This window comes from Streptomyces sp. RLA012, assembly GCF_056270325.1.
Genome location: NZ_JBWDPA010000002.1, coordinates 5,533,937 through 5,553,565, shown reverse-complemented (window position 1 = coordinate 5,553,565; position 19,629 = coordinate 5,533,937). Strand labels below are relative to the sequence as shown.

General features: G+C 71.2%; 16 protein-coding genes and 2 pseudogenes. 10 read left to right on the top strand and 8 right to left on the bottom strand.

Annotated elements, in window-relative coordinates:
• Positions 1-37: 37 nt before the first annotated feature.
• Positions 38-751 carry an LAETG motif-containing sortase-dependent surface protein gene (locus RV986_RS25380; protein WP_475919599.1) on the bottom strand — a complete coding sequence of 238 codons (714 nt, stop codon included), beginning with the start codon at positions 749-751 and terminating at the stop codon, positions 38-40.
• A gap of 438 nt (positions 752-1,189) precedes the next feature.
• Here RV986_RS25380 and RV986_RS25375 point away from each other — a divergent pair, with 438 nt between their 5' ends.
• Together RV986_RS25375 and RV986_RS25370 are read left to right on the top strand one after the other, a co-directional pair.
• Positions 1,190-2,305 carry a GNAT family N-acetyltransferase gene (locus RV986_RS25375; protein WP_475919598.1) on the top strand — a complete coding sequence of 372 codons (1,116 nt, stop codon included), beginning with the start codon at positions 1,190-1,192 and terminating at the stop codon, positions 2,303-2,305.
• Between the two features lie 203 nt (positions 2,306-2,508).
• Positions 2,509-3,456: a hypothetical protein gene (locus tag RV986_RS25370; RefSeq protein WP_475919597.1), complete on the top strand. Its 948-nt coding sequence runs from the start codon at positions 2,509-2,511 to the stop codon at positions 3,454-3,456.
• On the opposite strand, the pseudogene RV986_RS25365 reads toward RV986_RS25370, so the two are convergent.
• Positions 3,428-3,589, bottom strand: a pseudogene (locus RV986_RS25365) (TetR family transcriptional regulator); the annotation flags it as partial. The gene RV986_RS25370 and the pseudogene RV986_RS25365 overlap by 29 nt on opposite strands.
• Here RV986_RS25365 and RV986_RS25360 point away from each other — a divergent pair.
• From RV986_RS25360 to RV986_RS25350, 3 genes and pseudogenes are all read left to right on the top strand, one after another.
• Positions 3,581-4,069: pseudogene (locus RV986_RS25360) on the top strand (aldo/keto reductase); the annotation flags it as partial. The pseudogenes RV986_RS25365 and RV986_RS25360 overlap by 9 nt on opposite strands.
• Before the next feature lie 209 nt (positions 4,070-4,278).
• Positions 4,279-5,949 carry a lysyl oxidase family protein gene (locus RV986_RS25355; protein ID WP_475919596.1) on the top strand — a complete coding sequence of 557 codons (1,671 nt, stop codon included), beginning with the start codon at positions 4,279-4,281 and terminating at the stop codon, positions 5,947-5,949.
• A gap of 181 nt (positions 5,950-6,130) precedes the next feature.
• Positions 6,131-9,556, top strand: a complete 3,426-nt coding sequence (locus RV986_RS25350) for a S8 family serine peptidase (RefSeq protein ID WP_475919595.1) — start codon at positions 6,131-6,133, stop codon at positions 9,554-9,556.
• A 505-nt stretch (positions 9,557-10,061) separates the two neighbouring features.
• Here the strand turns inward: RV986_RS25350 and RV986_RS25345 are convergent.
• Complete coding sequence (locus tag RV986_RS25345; protein ID WP_475919594.1) at positions 10,062-10,937, bottom strand: DUF4394 domain-containing protein; 876 nt, start codon at positions 10,935-10,937, stop codon at positions 10,062-10,064.
• A 334-nt stretch (positions 10,938-11,271) separates the two neighbouring features.
• Between RV986_RS25345 and RV986_RS25340 the strand changes: the two genes are divergently transcribed.
• On the top strand, positions 11,272-12,522 hold the full coding sequence (locus tag RV986_RS25340; protein WP_475924421.1) for a PucR family transcriptional regulator: 1,251 nt from the start codon (positions 11,272-11,274) through the stop codon (positions 12,520-12,522).
• A 124-nt stretch (positions 12,523-12,646) separates the two neighbouring features.
• Here the strand turns inward: RV986_RS25340 and RV986_RS25335 are convergent, their stop codons facing one another.
• Entirely contained in the window at positions 12,647-13,027 is a 381-nt protein-coding gene (locus RV986_RS25335; RefSeq protein ID WP_475919593.1) for a hypothetical protein, read from the bottom strand.
• Between RV986_RS25335 and RV986_RS25330 the strand changes: the two genes are divergently transcribed.
• Complete coding sequence (locus RV986_RS25330; protein WP_475919592.1) at positions 13,016-13,279, top strand: TetR-like C-terminal domain-containing protein; 264 nt, start codon at positions 13,016-13,018, stop codon at positions 13,277-13,279. The two genes, RV986_RS25335 and RV986_RS25330, sit on opposite strands and share 12 nt — an antisense overlap.
• 26 nt (positions 13,280-13,305) lie before the next feature.
• On the opposite strand, the gene RV986_RS25325 is transcribed toward RV986_RS25330, so the two are convergent.
• Complete coding sequence (locus tag RV986_RS25325) at positions 13,306-14,205, bottom strand: helix-turn-helix transcriptional regulator (RefSeq protein WP_475919591.1); 900 nt, start codon at positions 14,203-14,205, stop codon at positions 13,306-13,308.
• A gap of 247 nt (positions 14,206-14,452) precedes the next feature.
• Here RV986_RS25325 and RV986_RS25320 point away from each other — a divergent pair, with 247 nt between their 5' ends.
• Positions 14,453-15,229 (top strand): SDR family NAD(P)-dependent oxidoreductase, encoded by a 777-nt coding sequence (locus tag RV986_RS25320; RefSeq protein ID WP_475919590.1) that lies wholly within the window; start codon positions 14,453-14,455, stop codon positions 15,227-15,229.
• A gap of 62 nt (positions 15,230-15,291) precedes the next feature.
• On the top strand, positions 15,292-16,134 hold the full coding sequence (locus RV986_RS25315; RefSeq protein WP_475919589.1) for an SDR family oxidoreductase: 843 nt from the start codon (positions 15,292-15,294) through the stop codon (positions 16,132-16,134).
• Between the two features lie 39 nt (positions 16,135-16,173).
• On the opposite strand, the gene RV986_RS25310 is transcribed toward RV986_RS25315, so the two are convergent.
• Positions 16,174-16,554: a winged helix-turn-helix transcriptional regulator gene (locus RV986_RS25310; RefSeq protein ID WP_475919588.1), complete on the bottom strand. Its 381-nt coding sequence runs from the start codon at positions 16,552-16,554 to the stop codon at positions 16,174-16,176.
• Between the two features lie 103 nt (positions 16,555-16,657).
• Between RV986_RS25310 and RV986_RS25305 the strand changes: the two genes are divergently transcribed.
• A complete protein-coding gene (locus tag RV986_RS25305) occupies positions 16,658-17,521 on the top strand; it encodes an SDR family oxidoreductase (protein ID WP_475919587.1) in 864 nt (287 codons plus the stop codon).
• Between the two features lie 54 nt (positions 17,522-17,575).
• Here the strand turns inward: RV986_RS25305 and RV986_RS25300 are convergent, their stop codons facing one another.
• Both RV986_RS25300 and RV986_RS25295 read right to left on the bottom strand, forming a co-directional pair.
• A complete protein-coding gene (locus RV986_RS25300) occupies positions 17,576-17,986 on the bottom strand; it encodes a DUF1257 domain-containing protein (RefSeq protein WP_475919586.1) in 411 nt (136 codons plus the stop codon).
• Between the two features lie 10 nt (positions 17,987-17,996).
• The gene (locus tag RV986_RS25295; protein ID WP_475919585.1) at positions 17,997-19,613 is read right to left on the bottom strand and encodes an Hsp70 family protein; all 1,617 of its coding nucleotides are present in this window, start codon (positions 19,611-19,613) and stop codon (positions 17,997-17,999) included.
• Positions 19,614-19,629: the final 16 nt, after the last annotated feature.

Genomic DNA, 19,629 nt, shown 5'->3' with positions numbered 1-19,629 from the left:
TTACGGTGACGCAGGTCGGCGGGCCCCGGGCACGCGGTCAGCGATGGGCGCCCGGGCGTCGGCGGGCGAGGAGTACCAGCGCGGCACCGACGAGCGCGACCGCACCGGCCACCCCGGCGACGAGCGGAGTGGAACCGTCGGAACCCGTCTCGGCGAGCGGCGCTGCGGAGTCGGTGGCATCGGCCAGGACGGCGGCCGACGTGGAAGCGGACGACGTGCTCGGTGACGACGTGTCCGACGCCGATCCGCTCGACGCCGATCCGCTCGACGCCGATCCGCTCGACGCGGCGGTGGGGGTGGTGGTTGCGGTGGCCGTGGCCGTGGCGGGTGTCGTGGAGGCCGGGGCCTGCGACGGGCTCGCCGTGCCGCACACCGGAGACGTCCTGGTGTCCTCGAACGAGTAGCCGTCGTCGCTGCCGGCCGTCACCACGATGTGGATCGGCACCGGCTTGGTGTGGCTCGGGATGGTGTACGTCCGGTGGAACTCGTCCCGGAAGGTCAACACCGGTGCCAGGTCCTTGCCGTCGGCCGTGACCTCGACCGTCTGGAGGACGATGGGGTTGTAGCCCGTCAGATCGACGGTCACCTGCGAACAGGTCACCGACCAGTCGTGGGTCGAGGCCGACGTCGAGGCCGAGGCCGGGGTGGCCGCCATGCCGAGCCCGAGCACCGTCGCGGCGGCGGTCGCCGCGAGGGCGGCCGGTCGGTGCCAGGAGGCGGGACGCTCGACGGCCCGGTTCGGTATCTGCATCTGCACGGCTTCTCCGGAAACGCTGTCGGCTGGCACACAAGTGATGTGCGGCGACACGCTACTAGCCGAGAGAACCGCGCTTTCCCTGGGCCCCTCGAACGGCAGGAGGCAGCCGCGCGGGCGCCGTTCCTTTTCCCCACCCCGCCCTTCCGGTCTTCCGCCTGGTCTTCCGCGAAGCGGCACCCGCCCATCCGTCCCCCCATCCGATCCGCACACTTCCGTTACGACAGGCACCCTTGACAGCGTGCGTACTGTTTCGCGACGTTTGAGCATCGCCGAACAGTTCGAAGTGACGGGACGCGGACAGCGCGTCAGGGGGAAATGGGGGGCGGTCGCCCATGCGATCCATGAACGACAACCACGATCCACACGCCTCGCGGGACTGCGCCGCGACCAGCACGTCCCTCGCGGAGCCTGCGGAAGGGCGGTTGATCTGACGTGGACATAACGATCCAGAGACCCGAGGACCTGAGCACCTCGCTCTACGGGGCCTGGCACCGGGCGATGGACGAGTCGCCCGACTACGCGAATCCCTTCCTGACACCGGAGTTCGCGGCCGGGATCGGCAGGTACCGCGGTGGCACGCAGGTGGCGGTGCTGCACGAGGGCGAAGAGCCCGTGGGCTTCTTCCCGTACGAACGCAACTCCTTCGGCGTCGGCCGGGCCATCGGGCTCGGCCTCTCCGACTGCCAGGCCCTCGTGCACCGCCCCGGGGTCACCTGGGACCCCCAGGAACTGCTGCGGGCCTGCGGGTTGTCCGTCTTCGAGTTCGACCACCTCGTCGAGGAGCAGAAGCCCTTCGGCCGATACGTCACCGGGACCTTCGCCTCACCTGTGATCGACCTGAAGGTCGGCGAGGGCAGCTACGCGGAATGGCTGCGCGGCGCGTACCCGGGCCTGGCCAAGACCACGCTGAAGAAGGAACGCCGGCTGGGGCGCGACCTGGGGGAGATGCGGTTCGTCTACGACGAGCGCGACCCGCGGGCGCTGCGCAGGCTCATGGAGTGGAAGTCCGCCCAGTACCGCAGGACGGGACGGATGGACCGGTTCTCGCGGCCGTGGATCGTCGACCTGGTGAACCATCTGTTCCAGGTCCGCGAGGAGCACTTCACCGGTGTGCTGTCCGTGGTGTACGCCGGCGACCGGCCGGTGGCCGCGCACTTCGGACCGAAGTCGCGCACGGTGTTCGCGGCCTGGTTCACCGCGTACGACCCCGAGCTCCACTACTACTCGCCCGGGCTGATCATGCACCTGAGGATGGCCGAGGCGGCGGGCCGGGACGGCGTACGGCTCATGGACATGGGGCGCGGTGACAAGGAGTACAAGGACTGGCTCAAGACCCGCGAGCTGCGCGTGGGCGAGGGGTTCGCGACCCGTCCGCACCCGGTGGCGGCGGCGCACCGGCTGTGGCGCAGGCCGGTGCGGGGCCTGCGGAACACGGTGCTGGCCCATCCCGCGCTGCGGCAGCCCGCCGACCGGCTGCTGAAGACGGTCGGCACACTGCGTACCTCGGGCCGGGCGGACTCCGGCCGGGCGGGACCCCGCGCACACTGAGCACGCTCCGCCGCTCCCGGCTTTCGCGGCGCGGAACTCGTGCGACCGCCACGCGCCGGGAGGCCGGGAGGCCGGCCCTGCCGGGCCGAAGGGCCCGGTCGTCCAAGGGAATCGGCCAGGGCGACGCAGTACGCAGGCGGTACGAGACAGCTGCCGCGACGAGCCTGGACAACAAGCCGGGACCAGGGTGGGGAATGGTCACCGTGACCGATAGCTCGACCCGGGACGCCCAGGACGCCGACTGGAACTCCGAGGTGGCTGCCCGGGCCTACCTCGACGGCTACTACCGCGAGGCGTTGGAGGCCGCCGACCGGGCCGTGAAGCTCACACGCCGGGTCCTCCGTCGCAGGACCGACGACCAGCGGGTGATCGACGTGCTCGTCGACCGGTACCGGTGGCGCGCGCTCATCCACGAGGAACTCGGCAACCGGACGAAGGCGATCGACGACGCGGAGGCGGCGATCACGCTCTGCGGGCGTCTGGAGGACTCACCGCCGCTGCAGATCGCGGCACTGCGGCTCCTGCAGTGCGAGCTGTACGGGCTGCTGGGCGAGGTGGCGGCCGCGCGGGAGGCGGGGCAGGCGGTGGAGGCGTACCGGCAGCAGGCGCGTGAGCGCGACGTCCACCCGCTCGCGATGGCGGAGGCTCTCAGCCGGTACGCCACAGGGATGGCGCTGACAGGTGACGTCGAAGCGGCGCTTGCGGCACGGCGCGAGGCGGTCGACGCCTACCGGGCCGGTCTGGACTCGACCTCCCGCGCGGGGGACCGGCTCCGGTTCTCCCGGACCGTCCAGGAGGTGGCGGCCGACGCCGAGCCGCCGAGCGCGGCCGCGGCGCCGGAGGCGCTGCCGATGTTGAAGGAGGCCGCGGAGCAACGGGTGGCCCTGATCCCGCCGTCGCCGTTCGCGTTCCGCGAGGCGGAGGCGCGCGACCACGGCTTCGCGGTCTGCCAGATCCTGGCGACGCAGGGCCGGTGGCTCGACGCGTGGGGGCACCGAGTACGGCCGCGGTGTTCGAGCATGCGTCGCAGGAGATCCTCCAACTGCCCGCGCCTTGGTGGGACGATCGGCTGCGCAGCCTGCGCGACCTGCTGGAGCGCACACTCGCGGCCGGCGCAGGACACTAGCGCGGTAGGCGCAGTCCTGGGATGAGGAGTTCGACGAGCCGGCGTGGGTCGTAGTGGGGATCGTTGTCCGCGCCGATGCAGAGGTTCCCGACGCCGCGCATGAGCTCGTAGGCCTTGAGGTCGGAGCGGATCTCGCCGGCGGCGGCCGCGTCCTGCAGCGCGGGATCGAGACCGACGTGTTGCCCGTGACCGAGGAGTACGGGCTCGGTGTGCTGGTGTGGAGCCCGCTGGCCTCGGGCTGGCTGTCGGGCGCGATTCGCGAGGGCCAGGAGATCACCACCAGCCGCTCGACGTTCATGCCGCAACGCTTCGACATCACCATTCCCTCCAACCGGGCCAGGCTCGACGCCGTCGAGCGGCTGGCCGGCGTCGCCGACGAGGCCGGTCTGACGATGATCCAGCTCGCGCTCGGGTTCGTGACCGCGCACCCCGCCGTGACCGGCGCGATCATCGGCCCCCGCACCCTGGACCACCTGCACGCGCAGCTCGCCGCCGCGGACACCGTGCTCTCCGCCGACGTACTCGACGCGATCGACGCGATCGTCGCCCCCGGCACCGACCTCGCCGCACACGAGAAGTTCGACACCCCGCCCGCCCTGCTCGACCCCTCGCTGCGGCGCCGCCGATCGCTCGTGTGACGGGTGGCCGCCGACCGGCGAGTCGGCGGTCCACAGGCGTCCGTATGGTTCTTTTTCGCCTCAACAGGCAACCCAGGCACTGTTTTTACCGGTCTCACAGATTGCTCACAGATTCGGCCTCGGGCGCGTGGGGTGCGCCCGTGTCGTCGGCCGGTCGTGAGCTGTCCAGTCCGATGCCACTGACCCTGGCACTCGCAGACGAGGAACCGATGACCAGTCAAGAACGCCGTAGTCGCCTCAAGCGTGTGGCCCTCGCCACCGGGGCCGCACTCACCGCCGTCGCCGCCGGGGCCGGAGCCGCTCCCGGGGCCGGCGCGGCCCAGGCGGGCACGGCCGTGCAGCCGAAGCTCAAGCTGATCGCCGCGACGAACTCCGTGACGCTCGACCGCTGGGAGGTGGAGCCCGGGGTCAACGGGGTCTATCTGGACCTGGGGACGTATGTCACGGTCGACGGGGCGCCGCTGGAACTCAAGGTGACCCGGAAGTCGTACAAGGACCCCGTGGTCGCCCAGCAGATCATCCGCAACGGAACGAGTACGCAGACGAAGACACTGCCCGCCGGACTGGTGAAGGACTTCTCCGGTCTGCCCGGCTTCCTGGAGGTGTCGATCAAGAACGCGGCCGGTGCGGAGGTGTCGAAGAGCCTGGGCACCTTCTGCCCGAACAACGCCTCCGGGCGGCTGCGTCCGGACGCTCCGGCGACCTCGCACTATCCGGAGAGCTGCTCCACCAATCCGTTCACGCTGGGCTCGGTGTGGGGCGTCGAGAAGGGCTGGGCGGCCAACTCCAGCACGGTCGACTACGACCGGCCGGTGGATCTGCCGGCGGGCGAGTACACGGCCAAGGTCTCGGTGGCCAAGAAGTACCGCGACCTGTTCGGCATCCCCGACGACCGGCCGACCGTCAAGGTGACGGTACGGGAGAACACCGACGGGGGCGGAGTGGGAGTGGCCTCGGGGTCCCTCGCCCGCCACGCCGGCGGACACGACATGCACTCCGCTCACCACGACGGCCCCCGTGGCGCGGACGCGCCCACGCCGCCCGCCCTGTCGCACGCGCTTGAGGACCGCGGCACGGCACACCACCTGGGTGACGGACGTGGGCACACCGACGGCTCGCGCATCGCGCCCGCGCTGAAGCCGGCCGCCCAGCGGCCCGTCGGCCGTGCGGGTGCCCCGGCGAACGTGCCCAAGCCGGACCTGCGTTCGCTGCCCGCCTGGGGCATCGCCATCACCGACGGCGAGGACGGGGACGCGCCCGGCAAGGACTACCTCGCCTTCAGCGCGAACGTCTGGAACGCGGGCCCCGCTCCGCTCGTCGTGGACGGCTTCCGCAGCCCCGGCAAGGACCTGATGGACGCGTACCAGTACTTCTACGACGCGGCCGGCAAGCAGGTCGGGTACACGCCCACCGGCACCATGGAGTGGGACCCGCGGCAGGGCCACGAGCACTGGCACTTCACGGACTTCGCGAGCTACCGGCTGCTGAGCGCGGACCAGACCAAGGAGGTGCGCAGCGGCAAGGAGGCGTTCTGCCTGGCCAACACCGACGCCATCGACTACACGGTGAAGAACGCCAACTGGCACCCGTACAACACCGATCTGTCGACCGCCTGCGGCCAGCAGAACTCGATCTCCGTCCGCGAGGTCCTCGACGTCGGCTCCGGTGACACCTACACCCAGACCCGTCCCGGCCAGTCCTTCGACATCACCGGTCTGCCGAACGGCACGTACTACATCCAGGTGATCGCCAACCCGGCGAAGCGCCTCCAGGAGACCGACCTGAACAACAACGTCGCGCTGCGCAAGGTCGTCCTGGGCGGTACGCAGGGCGCCCGGACCGTGACCGTACCGCCGTACGACCTGATCAACGCCCCCTAGCGGAGCGCGGTACCCCCGGGCCCCGGCGCGTCGCCGCGGGCCCGGGGGTACCGCGGCGTCGCGCGAACGGCTCCTGCCCGGATCACCAAGTGCTTTTGAAGCGCTTTTCACGTGCTTCCGAAGTCTCTTCGAGTGTCAGGAGTTCAGGGTGGAGCTACGCGCGAGACCAAGGCGTGCGGTCGTGGCGGCAGGAGTGGCGTCCACGGCCCTTCTGCTGGCCGGTGCTCCGGGCGGGACGGCCCGGGCCACGCAGCCCGGCGGGTCGGCCGACGGGCGTACCGGGGTGGTGCTGGCCCAGGGCGCGCACGGCGCCGGTACGGGCAAAGCGGTGCAGACGGTGAAGACGGTGAAGACGGTGACGCTGGTCACCGGCGACCGGGTGCTGCTGGACGGCGCCGGCCAGGTCGCCGGGGTGGTGCGGGCGGAAGGCCGGGAGCGGATGCCGTTCTCGGTCCGGGTGGTCGCCGGGCACACCCAAGTGGTGCCCGCCGACGCGGAGTTGCTGCTGGCCCGGGGCAAACTGGATGCCCGGCTGTTCGACGTGACCCAGCTGGTGGCGGACGGCTACGACGACGCCGGCCGTTCCGACGTACCGCTGATCGTCACCTTCCGCGGCAAGAAGGCGCCCTCGATGAGCCCGTTCACCGGGGCCGGAGCGCGGATGGGCCGTGCGCTGCCCGTCGTCAACGGCAAGGCGATGCGCCCGGTGAAGAAGCGTGGCGCCGAGTTCTGGGACGCCGTGACCGGCGCCGCCGACCGCGACGCACGGGGAACGGCGGAGTTCACCGACGCGACGGCGGTGGAGAAGGTGTGGCTGGACGGCAGACGCCGGGCCGGCCTCGACAAGAGCGTGCCGCAGATCGGCGCACCGACGGCCTGGGCCGCCGGTTACGACGGCACCGGCGTCAAGGTCGCCGTGCTGGACACCGGGATCGACACGACCCACCCCGATCTCGCGGGCCAGGTGATCGCGGAGCAGGACTTCTCCGGCTCCTCGGGCCCCGGTGACAAGTTCGGCCACGGCACGCACGTGGCGTCCATCACGGCCGGTACGGGTGCCAAATCCGACGGCAAGTACAAGGGCGTCGCCCCGGGCGCGAAGCTCCTGAACGGCAAGGTCCTGGACGACGACGGCTACGGCTCGGACTCCGGCATCATCGCGGGCATGGAGTGGGCGGTGGCCCAGGGCGCCGATGTCGTCAACCTCAGCCTCGGCGGCACGGACTCCCCCGGTATCGACCCGATGGAGGAGACGGTCAACCGGCTCTCCGCCGAGTCGGACACGCTGTTCGTCATCGCGGCGGGCAACGACGGCGAGGCCGGCGAGCGGACGGTCGGCTCGCCCGGCAGCGCCGACGCCGCGCTGACCGTCGGCGCGGTCGACGACGGCGACAAGCTCGCCGTGTTCTCCAGCCGTGGCCCGCGCGTCGGTGACGGCGGGGTCAAGCCCGACCTGACCGCACCCGGTGTGGCCATCACCGCCGCCTCGGCCGCCGGCAGCGTCCTGGAGGGCTGGTTCCCCTCCGACATACCCGGCTACGTCACCCTCGACGGCACCTCCATGGCCACCCCGCATGTCGCGGGTGCCGCCGCCCTCCTCGCCCAGCAGCACCCCGACTGGACCGGTGAGCGCCTCAAGGCGGTGCTCACCGGCTCCGCGAAGCCGGGCGCGTACAGCTCCTTCCAGCAGGGCACCGGCCGTACCGACCTGGTCCGGGCGATCGACCAGAGCGTCGTCACCGAGCAGCAGCCGATCGACTTCGGCGAGCAGCGGTGGCCGCACGGCGACGACGCTCCGGTGACCAGGCAGCTGACGTACCGCAACCTCGGTACGGAGCCGGTCACCCTGGACCTGTCCGTCGACGCGTTCGCGGTGGACGGCAAGCCCGCCGCCGAGGGCATGTTCGCCGTGTCGCCGCAGCGGCTCACCGTGCCGGCGGGCGGCGAGGCGAGTGCCGCCGTGACGGCGGACACCCGCGCCGGCAGCGCCGACGGCACCTTCGGCGGCTCGGTGGCCGCCGCCTCGGCCGACGGCAAGGTCCAGGTGCGTACCGCCGTCGGGGTGGAGCGCGAGGTCGAGTCGTACGACCTGACGCTGAAGCACCTCGACGAGAACGGCGAGCCGACCGGTGACGCCGCCACCGCCGTCATCGGCTTCGACAGCGACTTCTACGCCGATTACGCCGACGAGCAGGACGGTGAACTCACCGTACGGCTGCCCAAGGGCGACTACAGCCTCAGCGGTGTGATCCACCCCACCTTCGAGTCCGCCACCCACAGCGTGCTGGTGCAGCCGAAGCTGAGCCTGGACGGGGACACCACCGTCACTGTCGATGCCCGGCAGGCGCGGCCGGTGGAGATCACCGTGCCCGACGCGGCGGCCGAGAACACCGAGGCCACGGTCGCCTTCGGCTACGACCGGGGCGAGGGGCAGCGCGCGGGCAGCCTGGAGTACCTGCTGCCGACCTTCCAGGGCTCGCGGTTCGGGCAGCTCGGAGCGGATGTGGCCGCCGGTGGGGCGTCCGCGCTGTTCGCCGGCGACTGGACACGCCAGGACGACGAGGGCCGGCCGGTCACGTACCACCTGGCCTGGGACCGCGCGGGCCGGCTGGACGGCTTCGCCGCCGAGGTCGAGCGCAAGCAGCTCGCCAAGGTCGACCTGCAGGCGGGTGTCCCCGTCGGGGACAGGCACGCCCAGGTCGAGGTCAGCCCCTTCACGGCCGACGGGGACCTGGTCTCCAGCTTCTCCGACCTGAGGGGAGAACTGCCGCTGCGCACCACGGACTACATCCTCGACAACGGTGTCAAGTGGTCCTTCCGCATGTGGCAGAGCAGCGGCGAGGGCCACGACACGCGCTACGAGAACTTCCTGATGAGGATGCCGAGGACCTGGCAGGCCGGACGCAGTTACGTGGAGCGGTTCAACGTGGGTGTCTTCGGCCCGGTCCTGAACGGCGCCGCGGACCTCGGACCCGAGCGGGGATTCCCGGGTATCGGGCGGCACGGGAACGTCATCAGGGCCTATCTGCCGCTCTTCGGCGACGGCGCCGGGCACTGGGGCATCAGCGACGGCACCTCGGTGGAGAGCACGCTGCGGGCGGACGGCAAGGAGATCGCCGACAACTACGAGACCTCGCCGGCCGACGGCATCACCGAGTACACCGTTCCCGCCCAGGACAGCGCGTACCGGCTGACCCTGGACAACACCCGTGATCCCGCGGTGTACCCGGTCAGCACCCGCGTCCGGGCGGAGTGGACCTTCCGCTCCGCCACCACCCCCGAGGACGAGCTGTCCGCGCTGCCGCTGTCGGTGATCCGCTTCTCCCCCGAACTGACGCTGTCCAGCACGGCGCGGGCGGGCAAGCGGTTCGAGGTTCCCTTCAGCATCGAGGGCGCGGCCGCCGGACAGCGTCCCGCGAAGCTCGCCTTCCAGGTCTCCTACGACGAGGGCGCCACCTGGCAGCCGGCCAAGGCCGTCGGCGGTACGCACCTGTCGCTGACGCACCCGGCCGAGGCGGGCTCCGTCTCCCTGCGGGCCGAGCTGACCGACCGGGCCGGCAACACGCTGGTCCAGACGATCGAACGCGCCTACACCACCACGCGGTGACCGCAACGGCAACCGCGACCGCTGGACCTCGCGCGTGATCTCGCCCGGGGCGGTGCGCCGACACCGTCCCGGGCGAGGCTCACGTGTTTCCTTAGATATCCGTAGTCGTTCGTCGTCTGCCGGCGCCATGCCATGTGCCGTTTTCGCGTGAGTGTGTGCGGGTCGAATGCGTGACCCTTTCCCGGGATGGTCGTTGATCGGATGACACCATCACGGACAGGCCCTCGGGCCCGGCGGGCAAGCGTCCGGAGGGACACGCTCACACGGACCGGACCCGGCTCCCCCGCGCAGCCCACCGGCACCAGGACGTGACAACGATCAGCACACCCACCACCGGCCACAGGCCACGAGGAGCAGCACTGGGCGCCGGGTTCCACCTGCACGCTCACGCCACCCCTCCACGGTGGACAGATCCCCCGCCAGACACCACGTCTGACATGGGATCCCTTAGCTGATCAGAGACGCTGTGCCGTCCGACAGCCGGCGTCCGGCGTCCGGGAGGCGGTCAGGTTCCGCTGATGGTGATGGCCAGGTCCGTGATGTTCAGCGGGAACTGGCCGATGGGGGTCGGCTCGCCGGTGAGGACGTTGAGGCTGTACAGCGACGGCGTAGTGGCGCCGTACGGCGTGAGCGTGGCGAAGGCGGCGGTCGAGGTCGTCTTGCCGTTGGTCAGGTAACTGAAGATGTCCAGGCCCGCGTTGAGACCGGCGTCGAAGCCGAGGAGGCCGGTCGTGACCAGGTTGCCGGCGTTGGGGGGCGACTGGATGACGACCTGGTCGTTGAGCGTGTCGATGTCGAACAGGGTCGTCCCGGTGGATCCGACCAGGTCGTTGTTCGTGTACCCGGCGGCGGTCACGCCCTGCGCCATCGTGGTCGACGGCGGGATGTTCAGGGCGCTGTCGGCGATCGTGGTGTGGTCGTTGAGGTTGTGCCGCAGATTCTGGCCGTAGTCGCTGATCACCCGCAGCCGGTCGGCCGCCGGGTTGAAGTCGATGTCGAAGGTCGTGCCGTAGAGCGCGATCTGGAGCTGGGAGACCTTGGTGACGACCACGTCGGCGGTGGTCGGCGGCGTCGTGATCGTGTAGAGGCCGCCCTTCTCGCCGAGGCCGTACATGAGGCCGTTCTGCACCCGGTGGTCGATGCCGACCAGCTTGGTGTCGCCGACGAGCCCGGTGATCTGCCGGACCCAGTCGAGCACCTGCGGCCGGTCGGTGGTGAAGGTGGCCATCAGCGTGCCGTCGCCGGTGATCCCGAACGCCCGTAAGCTCGGGGTGGCCGTGGGCGCGGCGGAGCTGGAGCCGGGCGCGCCGACCATGAGCGCGGTCGCCGCGGACATGAGGGCGACCGCCGTCGCGATTCTCTTTCTGGTCCCTGCTTTCATCGTTGTTTCCTCCCGTTTGAATGAATGTCATTTCTCGCCGCGCACAGCGAAATAGGGCGCCCTGGACGCCCGGTGAACAGCGAAGGAGCGCGTTGTCCGGCGGTTCGAATTACTCGCCGACCCGTCCGCCACGGGCGGCTGCGCGGTTCCCATTAAGCCCAGGCCGCAGCGGCCCCACAAGCGGATCGAGCGACAAGGAGGCCCCGGTCCGGGAACTTTGCGCAAGGTGATAAATCCACCGTCATCACATCCTTCACTGATTCACCCGGAGTGATATACGCCCGTCCGGTTTTCATCTGTCGGCACCTTTACCGCGGGTGACATGCTCACGCTCATGGGGAGCCTCTTCGCCGAACTGGCCCGGCAGGTGTCGACCAACGCACGCCGGGAGGTCGAGACGTATGTGCGCGAGATCCCGGAACTCGGGTCCCTGGACGCGAACTCCAGGGCCCGGGCCGAGACGTTGGAGTACGCGGTGTGGTTCCGACGGCGTACGGTCGAACTGGCCCCGGGCAACGACATGCTGACCGACGACGACCTCGGCTACATCGCGTCGATGGGTGAGTTGCGGGCCGGGTCGGGAATGTCGCTGGAATCGCGACAACGGGTCCTGGGCGTGCACACCGCGCTCATGCTGCGCGAGATCAACGAGGCGACAGAAGCCCAGCGTGGCGGCGACATCGACGAACTCATGCGGATCATGAGCTGGTTCGCCCCGCAGGGCGAGCGCGGCATCGGCGCCTACCACCAGGGCTTCGTGTCGGTGCTGCGGCGCCGCATGCCGTACGTCGAACGCGTCGCCCTGCTGGCCAGGGCGTTGCTGGCCGAGGACCCCGCGGCGCAGGAGCTCGCCCAGGTCGCCGGCATGGAACTGGCCGAGTACTACGCGGTCACGGTGATCCGGGTGCCGGACCGCCCCGTCGGCGACCGTGACCTGGAGCGCGAGATCGAGGCGCTGGTGCAGACGCACCGGGTGCCGGTCACCTGGTACCCGGAGCGCGCGGGCAGGGGCGGCGAGCTGATCGCCCTGGTCCCCGGTGCCGCCGAGACCGTGGGGCCGCACACCGAACCGGACCTCTTACCCGACTTACCCGACCTCTTACCGGATCTCTTACCGGATCTCGCCCCCGACCTCTTGCAGAACTTCGCCCAGGCCCTCGGCCGGCCCTGCGCCGCCGGCATCGCCACCGCACCGCTGTCCGGGCTCGCCGACGCGCTCGTCAGGGCCCGGCGGATCAGCAGGGCGGCCCCGTTGCGGCGGGCGTCGGCGCGGCTGCGGCCGCACACCATGGCGGAGGTCTTCGTCGAACTCGCGGTCGCGGACATGCCGTTCGTCGACGAATGGCTCCACACGGTGGCCCGCCGCCTGGAAGCAGGCCCGGACCTTCTTGCCACGCTCGACGCGTACTACCGCTACGACATGAACCGCGGCTCCACGGCGGCAGCCCTCAACGTCCACCCGCGCACCCTGGACTACCGCCTTCGCCGGGTGCGGGAGCTCACCGGCATCGACCCGGGCTCGACGCACGGCGTGCGGATCCTCAGCTCCGTCGGCACCCGGAGCCTGTCGGGGGCGTGGCGCTGAACCGGGCGAGCGCCCGGCGGAACCCGGGGCGGAGGGGCACCCGAGAAGGGCGCCACCGCGCCGCGGTGAGCCGTGTCGCACGACCGGAGGTGTCACGGGCCGGAGGTGTCACGGGCCGGAGGTGTCACGCGGCCGGAGGCGGTGAACCTCGGTGCTCGGGCCGGACGGTCGCCACGCGCCGGAGGAGGTCGGCGACGGCTCCGGGCTCGGTGATCGTCAGGTCGTGGCCGGTGTCGATGTCCCACAGGCGGCCGGCCGTACGGGCGGGCTCCAGGTCGGCCGGGTCGCGGTGCGGCAGGGTCGAGGTGCACACGATCCGGGTCTGCGGGATGCCGCGCAGGCGCGCCTCGTTCTCCAGGGGCAGCGGCCGTACGAAGCACTTCCAGGGACGGGGGGTGATCTTCGGTGCCGGCCAGGCGATGTCGTCCGGGTCGGTCAGGCCGTAGTGCGGCATGGGCTTCGGGCCCTCCTGTGCGACGAGGGCAGCGCCCGGATGATCAGCCACCTGCTGCACCGCGTCGCGCTCGCCGCCCGCGTCAGCCGCGGCCTGGCCGACGAGACCCCGCCCGCCGGAGCCGACCACGCCGCCGAGGCACCCCATGACCCGGTCGACGCCTTCCTGGCGGGCGCCGTCCTGGGCACGGTCATCGACTGGCTGCGCCGGGACTGCCCCGGCACGCCCGAGGAGATCGGTGCCGCGATCCGGCGGTACGCCCTTGCCTGCGCGGAGGTGTCGCCCGGGACGGGTCGAAGCTGAGCGCGCCCGAGGGCGGACCCGTGCTCTCAGCCGGCCGGGCCGGGTGTCTCCACAGGGGTGGTGTGCGGCCCTGTGGAGGATGTGGCGGATGCGGTGCTCCAGCTGGCGAGGATGTCGAGGGCCTCGGCTGAGGGGGAGGCGGGTTCGGGGGTGTAGAGGACGAGGGTCTGGTCGGGGTCGCCCTCGACGGCCAGGACCACGTAGTCGAGGGCGAGGTCGCCGACGAGCGGGTGGTGGAGGCGTTTGGTGCCGGTGGTGTGGGCCTGGACGTCGTGGTCGGCCCACATCCGGCGAAAGGTGTCGCTGTGCAGGGACAGCTCGCCGATCAGCTCGGTGAGCTGCGGGTCCTCGGGGTGGCGTCCGGCGTACAGGTGCAGGGTGGCCACACAGTCGCCGGCGACCCGCTCCCAGTCGCGGTACAGCGTGCGGGCGGCCTCGTCGAGGAAGACGAAGCGGGCGGAGTTGCGCTCGCGGCGGGGCCGGGCCTCGAAGTCGGTGAGGAGGGCGCGGCCGAGCCGATTGGCCGCCAGAACGTCCATGCGTCGCCCGAGGACGATCGCGGGGACGCCGAGGGCGTCCAGGGCCCGGTACACGGCGGGGCGGACCTTCTGCGGGCCGAGCGGCCGGGTGCGGTGGGTCCGGGCGGGGGTGGGCCGGGCGAGGTCGAGGAGGTGGGCGCGTTCGGCGTCGTCGAGTCGCAGGGCGCGGGCGACGGCCTCCAGGACGGTGTGGGAGACGCCCCGGGTACGGCCCCGCTCCAGGCGGATGTAGTAGTCGACGCTGACCCCGGCGAGCTGGGCGACTTCCTCACGGCGCAGCCCCGGCACGCGGCGGGCGCCCGGGTGGGGGACGAGGCCGGCCTGCTCGGGGGTGATCCGGGCCCGGCGGGTGCGCAGGAACTCGCGGATCTCGTTGCTGCGGTCCATGGGTCCACGGTACGGCGGGGCCCGGCCGGTCCGGGCGGGTGAAAGGGGCACTGGCAGACCCCCGGGAGAGCGGTACCTCCTACGGGAGCCCGGAGGGCGTCGGCGGGTGTTTGCCTGGACAGCGGGCCCACCGCACCGCACGACCAGAGAACAGGACACCTCTGTGAACCCCCCTGAGAACCCGCTTGTGAACCCCCTTGTGAACCCCCCTGCGAAACCCCCGGTGAAAGCCGCCGTGAAAGCCGCCGTGAAAACCCCCACGGCATCGACACTGTCCGGCACCGTCGCACTCGTCACCGGCGCGAGCAGCGGAATCGGCGCCGCCACCGCCCGCAGGCTCGCCGGGCACGGTGCCTGCGTCGCGCTCGTGGCCCGCCGCAAGGACCGTCTGGACGACCTCGCCGCCGAGATCGACAGGGCGGGCGGCACCGCCCTGGTGGTGGAGGCGGACATCACCGACCGCACCCGGGCCGAGGCGGCCGTCCAGCGGACCGCCGAGCACTTCGGACGCCTGGACACCCTGGTCAACAACGCCGGCCTGATGCTCCTGGGACCCGTTGTCGGCGCGGACACCGAGGACTGGGAGCGCATGATCGCCGTCAATGTCCAGGGTCTGCTCCACACCACCCACGCCGCCCTCCCGCACCTGCTCAGGGCCGCCGAGGAGGGTCCGCGCCGGGTCGCCGACATCGTCAACATCAGCTCGATCGCCGGACGCGTGGCGTGGAACGGCTACGGCGTCTACAACCTCACCAAGTTCGGCGTGAACGGCTTCACCGAGTCCCTGCGCCAGGAAGTCACTCGGCGGCACGTACGCGTCGGTGTCCTGGAGCCGGGCGGTGTGGACACCGAACTGGGCTCGCACAACAGGCCCGAGGTCCGGGGCGAAATGATCGACCCCTTCTACGAGTCGACCGAGGTCCTCGCCCCCGAGGACATCGCCGACGGCGTCGCCTACATGGTCACGCGCCCCCGCCACACCGCTGTCGGCGAGCTGTGGATCATGCCCACCGATCAGGTCTGACCGCGTCCGCGCAGCATCACCACACACGGGTGCCGGGTACGGCGCCCGAAAGGAAACCCCTCATGAGCAAGGTCATTTTCGTCACCGGTGCCGGACGCGGTCTGGGCACGGACATCGTCCGCGAGGCCCTCGCCCGCGGCCACCGGGTCGTTGCCACCGGACGTCGCCCCGCGGAGGTCGAGAAGACCCTCGGCGGGCCGCAGGACAACCTGCTGGTCACCAAGCTGGACGTCACCAGCCTGGACGACGCGCGGGCCGCCGCGCAGGCGGCCGTCGACCGCTTCGGCGGCATCGACGTCCTGATCAACAACGCCGGGAACTTCTTCGCCGGCTACTTCGAGGAGATCTCACCCGCGCAGATGCGGCGGCAGATCGAGACCAACCTCTTCGGTCCGATGAACGTCACCCGCGCCGTCCTGCCCGTCATGCGGGGGCAGCGTGCCGGCCACGTCATCACCATCTCCTCGTCCGCCGGTCTGATCGGGCAGGAATTCTGCGCCGCGTACGCCGCCTCCAAGTTCGGCGTGGAGGGCTGGATGGAGTCGCTGCACCACGACGTCGAGCCGTACGGCATCCGCACCACCGTCGTGGAGCCCGGCTTCTTCCGCACCGAACTGCTGGTGGACGCCTCCACCAGCTGGCCCGAGCTGTCCATCGACGACTACGCCGAGCGCACCGGCCCGACGATCGAGGCCTGGAAGAGCATGAGCGGCCGGCAGACCGGCGACCCCGCCAAGCTCGCCGAGGCCCTGCTGGTCCTCGCCGGCCAGGAGGAGCCGCCGCTGCGCTTCGTCGCCGGCGCGGACGCCATCGAGGGCGTCGAGGCCAAGGCCAGGGAACTCCTCGCCCAGGCCCAGGCGTCCCGGGCACTGGGCGGCAACCTGGCATACGACGCCGACGCCTGAGCATTCCAAGCGCTCGCCATCACAAGGGACTTGGTCCGGTCAGGCGCGGCCCTTCGCCGCGTCGTAGTCCTCCCGGGCCTTCTCCACCCGGTCCATCCGGTCGTTGGTCCACAGCGCCAGCGTGCGGATCTGTACGGCCGCCTCGTGGCCCAGCTCCGTCAGGGAGTAGTCGACGTGGGGCGGGATCACCGGCCTGACGTCGCGGTTCACCAGACCGTCCCGCTCCAGACCCTGCAGGGTCTGCGCCAGCATCTTCTCGGTCACCGGGCCGACGGAGTCGGTGGAGTCGATCGCCCGGCGCAGTTCGGCGAAGCGGTACGAACGCTCCAGGAGCCGGATCAGGACGAGGACACCCCATCGGCTGGTGACGTGCTCCATGGTCAGGCGCTGGGGGCACAGTCGCCCGGTACTCACGGCCATGTCAGTACCGTACTTCAAAGTACGTACTCACACAGAGTGACGAAAGCTCCTAGGGTCTTGGGCAGAGCCCCGCACACCCTCACACCCCCGACCAGGAGTCGTCATGAGCTTTGTCGTCACCGGAGCCTCCGGGCAACTCGGCCGTCTGGTCGTCGGAGGACTGCTGGAGAAGGTCCCGGCCGACCGGGTCACGGCGGTCGTACGGAGCGAGGAGAAGGGCGCCGCCCTCGCCGCTCGCGGAGTCCGGACCGCGATCGCCGACTACAACGCCCCCGAGACCTTCGACGGTCTCTTCACGGCGGGTGACAAGGTGCTGCTGATCTCCAGCAGTGAGATGGCCGAGGACCGTGTGGCCCAGCACGAGGTCGTCGTGGACGCCGCGCGGGCCGCCGGGGTCGCGCTCGTCGCGTACACCAGCGCCGCCGGCACCCACGAGGCCCCGCTCACCGAGGCCCACCGGGGGACGGAGAAGGTGCTCGTGGGCTCCGGCCTGCCGTACGTCCTGCTGCGGAACAACTGGTACAGCGAGATCTTCGTCGACCGGCTGGAGACGGTGGTCGAGCGCGGTGTCCTCGTCCGGGCCGCGGGCGAGGGCCGTATCGCCTCCGCGACCCGTGCCGACTACGCGGCCGCCGCCGTCGCGGTGCTCACCGGCGAAGGCCACGAGAACACGACGTACGAACTGAGCGGTGACCACGCCTGGAACTTCGCGGAGTTCGCCGCCGAGCTGGGCCGGCGGACCGGCAAGGAGATCGTCTACCGGCCGGTCGGCGTCGAGGCGTACGTCGACCTGCTGGTCGGCGCGGGGATGCCCGAGCTGTACGCCAGGATCCTGGCGGACGCCGACGCGTCCTTCGCGAAGGGCGAACTGGCCTTCACCAGTGGCGAGTTGTCCCGGCTGACCGGCCGCCCGACCACGCCGATCGGCGACACCGTCGCGGCCGCGCTGAAGGCAACGCGACCGTGACCCACCGACGGGGGAGCCGGAGCCGGTGGCTGCACCTGGCCGCACCCGACAGACTCACAGGGCGGTGCGGCGCAGGGTCAGATGGACGTCGCCGGCCTGGTCGGTCTTCTCGGTGAGGACCTCGTAGCCGTGTTCCCCGGCGAAGGAGAGCGCGCTCTCATGGCCGTACGTCTGCGTCAGCCGGCGCAGCCAGGCCGCGTTGAAACGGCTTCGGTCGTAGTCGCTGATGACGGCCTGGAAGCCGCCTTCGGCGGTGCGGGCGAAGCCGATGTCGTTGCTCGCGGCGCCGATGTGCGCGCGCCTGACGATCACTTCCGCCTGCTGGCTGCGGCGGTCGCCCTGGTACCCATAGAGCGACTGCGGCTGGGTGTGGCTCTCGACCTGGGCGAATCCGAGCCTCTTCAGGGCGCGTACCAGCGTGTCCTGGTCGTGCAGCGAGGTGCGGACGCGGGTGTAGTGGGACACGGGGACTCCTTCAGGCGAGGCGCACGATGGGTTGCCGGTCGAGGACCCAGATACGGCGTTCCAGGTCGAAGGCGGACACGGTGAGGCGCTTGTGCGCGTCGATGCGGAAGTCGACGCGGAACCGGTCCGCGCCCGCGCGGGCGGGCGGCTCCGCCTCCAGGAAGGTCGGGTTGTCCTCGTTGAGCCACAGCTGGGAATGCTCCTGCCGGTGCTGGGCGGTGACCGCGACGGTTCTGGCACCGCCGTCGGCGTCGAAGACGATCTCCAGATCGGCTCCCGCGTCCCGGTAGGTGGCGTGGGCCAGTTCGTAGACGGCGAGCCCCAGATTGCGCTGTCCGTCCCGGATGGCCTTGATGGTGAGGGTCCGGACCGGCTCCTCCGTCGGGTACTCGCTGCCCGCGCGGACCAGTGGCTCGAACTCGTAGACGCCGGTGTCACGGTTGACGTGCCGGATGGCGTAGTCGTGCTGGATGTGGTCGTGCAGCTCGTATCCGCCCGCGATGCCGGCGGCCCCGGCCGCCACCGCCTCCAGCGGACGGTCCAGACGCAGGACCTCCGGGGCGAACTGCCAGCGCAGCAGCTCCTGGACGGCCGGCATGAGACTGGAGCCGCCGACCAGGAACACCTGGGAGATCTCCTCGGCCGGGTAGCCCGCCGAGGACGCGCTGTCGAGGGTCTTGCGCAGCGCCCTGCCCACGCGCCCCAGCACGTCCCTCTCCCGCAGCAGAGTCTCGAAGTCATGGCGGGAGAAGTCGGTGCGGTACAGCTCTCCGGTCTCGGGATCCGAGGCCTCGACCACCGCGGTGGTGGCGTGGGTGAGCGCGGTCTTGGCCGCCTCGGCGGAGCGCAGCAGCCGTCTGAACACGCGGTTGTACGCCGCTGTGTCGCCGAGCGGCACCCCGGTGGCGTCGGCGGCGTGCTGGGCGATGAGGGCGTCGATGTGGTTGCCGCCCAGGTCGGCTCCGGCCTTGGCGATGGCCCTGACGCCGGCCCCGCCGCCGGTCGCGGACGGCTCCTGCACCCGCACCACGGAGATGTCCAGCGTGCCGGCGCCGAAGTCGAAGACCATGAAGGCGTCCCCGGGACGGAGCCGGGCGCTGTAGCCGACCGCGGCGGCGGTCGCCTCGTCGACCACGCGCAGCCGGCTGAGCCCCGCCGTCTCGCCGACCTCGCGCACCAGCCAGTCCCGGTAGGTGTCGAAGGCCTCGACCGGAGCGGTCGCCACGATCTCCAGGTCGTCCGTGCCGACGGCGAGCGTGGCGGCGGCCATCACATCGCCGAGGAACTGGGTGGCCGCGTCCCGGTTGCTGACCCGGCGGCCGCCGATCGTGCGCGGAATGTCGATCGACTGCCCGGTGACGCTGCTCTTCGTGGACTGGAACACGGCCACCGTCGGGTCGTCCAGCAGGGCCGTGTCGTGGGCGACGGCGGCACCGGTCCAACGCCGTTCGCCGTCCGCGGCGAAGGCGATCAGTGAGGGGATGACACGCTGACGTACGCCACCGCTGCCGTCGCGCAGCAGGTCGAGTCCCTCCAGCGGGATGGGCTCGCCACGGTCCAGGGCGTGGTCCCATCCGGCGACCACCGTGTTGGCGGTGCCGAAGTCGATGCCGATACGGGTCGTCATGGGGTCTCGGGGCTCC